We start from the raw sequence: 4,288 nt of genomic DNA on the forward strand, positions 1-4,288 counted from the left end.
CAGCGGAAGCAAGCCCCGCACCGCAAGACCCATAACAACGCCAACACAGGGCGAGTGATACGACATCACTTCCCGGCCGCCAGGCCTGCATCCCACCACAAAAGCAAACACAATACCGGGAGCACTACCATGCCATCGCCACTCAGCAAGCTGTCACGCCGTGACTTCCTCGACATCTCGGGTCGCTTCGGTCTGACCTCGACCCTGCTGGCCGCCACCGGCCTCGGCGCAGGTCTCACCGCGTCCACGCTGGCGCGCGCCGCCGACCAGGAGCAGCAGAAACGCTACAAGACAGCGCCCAAGTTCCAGCTGCGCTTCGGTGCCTCGGGCTTCAATGAGCGCAATCTCGATATCCAGAAATCCGGTCAGCTGTTCTTCGCGCGCGACCTGGAAGAGCGCACCAACGGCGCCATCCGCGTCGAGTTCATGGGCAGCAACGAGGTCTGCAACCAGCTGGACTGCGTCGGCAAGACCCAGCAGGGCATCGTCGATATCTACTCGGCCTCCACCCAGAATTCCTCGGGCAGCGCGCCGTATCTGAACGTGCTCGATTTCGCCTACCTGTTCCCCACCGTCGCCTCGATGTTCCACTTCTTCTATCACAAGAAGAGTGAGCAGCTGCTGCGCGAACCGCTGCGCCAGCGCCACAACCTGCAGTTCCTGTTCACCCACTGTGACCTGCGCGGCATCATGCTCGGCCTCAAGTGGCAGGACAAACCGCTGGTCACCAGCATCGATGATCTCAAGGGCACCAAGAATCGCGTCACCGGCACCCAGATGGGACGCATCGCGATGGAGCAGCTGGGCCTGAACCCGGTGCCGGTCGCCTGGGAAGAGACCCTCGATGGCCTGCGTCAGGGCCTGCTGGATGGCGCCGAGACCTGGATGAGCGCCGTGGCCTACGCCGGCATGGCACCGGTGGTGTCCCAGGCGGTCGACCTGCGCTTCTTCGCCGGTACCGAACACACCGGCATGAGCCTGCCCAAGTTCGACAGCCTCGGTTCCGAGCTGCAGGACCAGGTGATGGAGTCCGCCTACTGCGCGCAGATCTTCACCCAGGGCATGAACGAGGCCGGGCGCTTCGAGATCGTCGGTGCCACCGAGCACCCCGCCGCCGGCACCGTCTTCGCCGAGAACAACGTGCGCGTGGCGCCGCTGTCGGACGCCGAACGCTCACGCGCCGAGCAGATGTGCTCGCCGGAATTCAATCCCGAGCCGTGGGAGCAGTGGCGCGAACGCCTCAACAAGTGGTCCGGCGGTCTCGACATCTATCAGGAAATCCATGATGTCGCGCGCGAGATTCCGCGTGATGTCGCCGCCGTCAACGTCAAGCCGCAGCGCTGGTGGAGGGGGTAATGGGCGATACCACCATTTTCAGCCAACCGACCAAGAAACCTGCCCTCAAGAAGGCCGCGCCCTGGGCGCGTCCCTTCCTGTGGCTGGACGCCCATCTGGAACAGGTCGTCATCCTGATCGCCTATTCCGGCATGGCCGGCATCATCTTCGTCGAAGTCATCCGGCGCTTCTTCTTCGGCCTGCAGGCCCCCTGGAGCACCAGCATTCCCGTGCTGCTGTTCCTGTGGCTGACCTGGTTCGGCGCCTCGCTCAACGTCAAGAAGCGCACCCACCTGAGCCTCAACGAGATCCGCATGAAGCTGCCGCGCGGTGGCCAGTTCGCCTGCCTGATCCTCGATGCCGTGCTGTGGATCGGCTTCGGGCTGATGGTGATCTACTTCACCACCACCCAGGTGACGCTGGCCTACGACAACTACGCCATCGTGCCGGGCACCGACAACGTCATGCAGTGGTGGTTCTACCTCGCCACGCCGCTGGCGTGGGTGATGATCATCTATCGCGTACTGCAGAACCTCTACGCCGACTGGGCGCGCTATCGCCGCGGCGATTCCTTCAACCTGCAACCGTCCATCATGGACTGAGGAGGTCAGCATGACAGACGGTATCTGGATCTCCCTGATCACGGCGGGCGTGACCGCCTTCTTCCTGCTCGGCGTGCCCATCTTCCTCGTCATCGGCCTGTGGGTGGTCGGCACCAGTCTGGTGATCGACTTCACGCTGGCCAATGTCGGCGTCACCCTCTTCCAGGGCCTGAGCTTCTTCGGCCTGCTGGCGTTGCCGCTGTTCATCCTCACGGGGGACCTGATCAACGCGGCGGGCATCGCCAAGCGACTCTCCGACTTCGCCTACTCGACGCTGAGCTGGATGCGCGGCGGGATGGGCATGTCGACCCTCGGCGCCTGCGGGCTGTTCGCGGCGATTTCCGGCTCCAACGCTGGTACCACCGCCACCATCGGTTCGATCATGCAGCCCGAGATGGTCAAGAACGGCTATGACGAACGCTTCGCCGCCGCCACGGCGGCCTCCGGCGGCACCGTGGGCATCATCATTCCGCCCAGCATCATCTTCATCGTCTACGGCTTCATGATGAACCTGTCGATCAGTGACCTGTTCATCGCCGGCATGGTGCCGGGCGCCCTGATGGTGGTCGCGATGATGGGCGCCTGCTATCTGGTGGCGCGCAAGAATGGCTGGGGCCAGCTGCAGCCCTTCAAGGCCGGTGTCAGCGCCAGACTGGCGCGCAAGGCCTATCTGGGCTTCGCGACCATCGGCGTGGTGGTCTACGGCATCTACTCGGGCAAGTTCTCGCCGACCGAAGCCGCCGCCATCACCGTGGGCTTCACCATGATCGCGGGGCTGTTGATCACCCGCGAGATCAGCCTCAGGAAGCTGCCGACCATCATGCTGCGCTCGGGTCAGATCGCCGGCATGCTGGCACCGCTGATCGCCATCTCGGTGGTCATGCAGCAGCTGCTGTCGGTGTTGGGTGCCGGTCAGGCGCTGAGCGAGATGCTCAGCGGCATCGACAACTACTACCTGACGCTGGGCACCTGCATGCTGATCATCCTGCTGGCGGGCATGATTCTGGAAAGCCTGCCGGTGACGATCATCCTGGCGCCGATTCTCGCGCCCATCGCCCAGCAGGCCGGGGTCGACCCGATCCACTTCTCGGTCATCTTCCTGGTCGGTGCCGCCATCGGCTTCGTCACGCCACCCTTCGGGCTCAACCTGTACGTGGCCAGCAGCATCACCGGCATTTCCTACGTCAGACTGGTCAAGTACGTGATTCCCTACTTCATCGCGCTGATCGCCTGCTGGCTGGCCATCTGCCTGGTGCCTTCCCTTTCCCTGTTCCTGGTAAACCTGTAACACTAGCCTCATCGACAGCCCCGCGAGGGGCTGTCTTCGTCTCATCAGGGCAGCCTTCGCCAAGGGGCCCACTGCCGTGATGAATCGATGCACTGACGCCTTGCCACCCTGCCCCTGTCGGCCCCGGTCACCCCGAGTGACATGCGCCCGACAGCAGGATGAGGACACTAGATGAGCAAAGACACGCCCACCAATTCGACGCTCTTTCGCGCACTCGGCCTGCTGGAAGAAATCGTCACCACCCAGCACGCCGTCAGCGCCGCCGACCTCGAGAAGCGCTTCGACATCCCCAAGCCGACCGTCCATCGCCTGCTCAAGCAGCTGGAAGAACAGCAGCTGATCAGCCGTGATCTGGATGGCCGTCACCTGCTGCCCGGCCCGCGCTTTCGGCGCATGTCGCTGGGCGCACTGGCCAATGAGGGCCTCAAGGTGCCGCGCCGTGTCCTGCTGGAACGGCTGGCAAAGGAAGTCGGCGAGACCTGCAACCTGACGCTGCTCGATGGCCACGAGGTGATGTATTACGACCGCGTGGAAACCAACTGGCCGGTGCGCATCCAGCTGGCGCCCGGTTCACGCCTGCCGCTGCACTGCACCGCGAGCGGCAAGCTGTTTCTGGCGCTGATGCCGCTGCATCGCCGCCGCGCCCTGCTCGCCCACCTGGCGCTGGAGGCGCACACGCCCTGCACCCTGACCTCGCGTGCCACGCTGGAAGAGGCACTCGACACCGTGGCGCGCAATCAGCTGAGCACCGATGATGAGGAGTTCATCCAGGGCATGGTCGCCATCGCGGTGCCGGTCTTCGATGAGGTCGGCCAGATCCAGGCGACATTGGCGATCCACGCGCCGCGCCTGCGCCACTCCATCGACTCCCTGCTGGAGTGGGCGCCGCTGATGCGCCAGATCGCCACTGAGCTGGAAGGCACGCTCTGAGGCGTGCGCCCTGTGCGCACATGCCTCAAGAGGCAATCCCGTCCAGCCCCGTGTGACACCTGAGCCACGCTGACGATGGGCCATGATCCAAAACGCTCGCCCCCGCAGACAGTGATTGTCTGCGGGGGCGAGC

General features: G+C 64.2%; 4 protein-coding genes. All 4 read left to right on the forward strand.

From position 1 onward, the window contains the following. Positions 1 to 129: 129 nt before the first annotated feature. Positions 130 to 1,356 carry a TRAP transporter substrate-binding protein gene (locus AC4FAH_RS04120; protein WP_172978708.1) on the forward strand — a complete coding sequence of 409 codons (1,227 nt, stop codon included), beginning with the start codon at positions 130 to 132 and terminating at the stop codon, positions 1,354 to 1,356. After that, positions 1,356 to 1,937, forward strand: coding sequence for a TRAP transporter small permease (locus AC4FAH_RS04125; RefSeq protein WP_082388272.1), 582 nt, complete (start codon positions 1,356 to 1,358; stop codon positions 1,935 to 1,937). Before AC4FAH_RS04120 ends, AC4FAH_RS04125 begins: the two co-directional genes overlap by 1 nt. A gap of 10 nt (positions 1,938 to 1,947) precedes the next feature. Beyond that, on the forward strand, positions 1,948 to 3,225 hold the full coding sequence (locus tag AC4FAH_RS04130) for a TRAP transporter large permease (RefSeq protein ID WP_054555518.1): 1,278 nt from the start codon (positions 1,948 to 1,950) through the stop codon (positions 3,223 to 3,225). Between the two features lie 171 nt (positions 3,226 to 3,396). After that, entirely contained in the window at positions 3,397 to 4,155 is a 759-nt protein-coding gene (locus AC4FAH_RS04135) for an IclR family transcriptional regulator (protein WP_043331346.1), read from the forward strand. Positions 4,156 to 4,288: the final 133 nt, after the last annotated feature.

The organism is Cobetia sp., assembly GCF_983723665.1.

Excerpts from the sequence above, each read along its gene's own strand:
- AC4FAH_RS04120 (WP_172978708.1), top strand. The coding sequence starts at position 130 with ATGCCATCGCCACTCAGCAAGCTGTCACGCCGTGACTTCCTCGACATC.
- AC4FAH_RS04125 (WP_082388272.1), top strand. The coding sequence starts at position 1,356 with ATGGGCGATACCACCATTTTCAGCCAACCGACCAAGAAACCTGCCCTC.
- AC4FAH_RS04130 (WP_054555518.1), top strand. The coding sequence starts at position 1,948 with ATGACAGACGGTATCTGGATCTCCCTGATCACGGCGGGCGTGACCGCC.
- AC4FAH_RS04135 (WP_043331346.1), top strand. The coding sequence starts at position 3,397 with ATGAGCAAAGACACGCCCACCAATTCGACGCTCTTTCGCGCACTCGGC.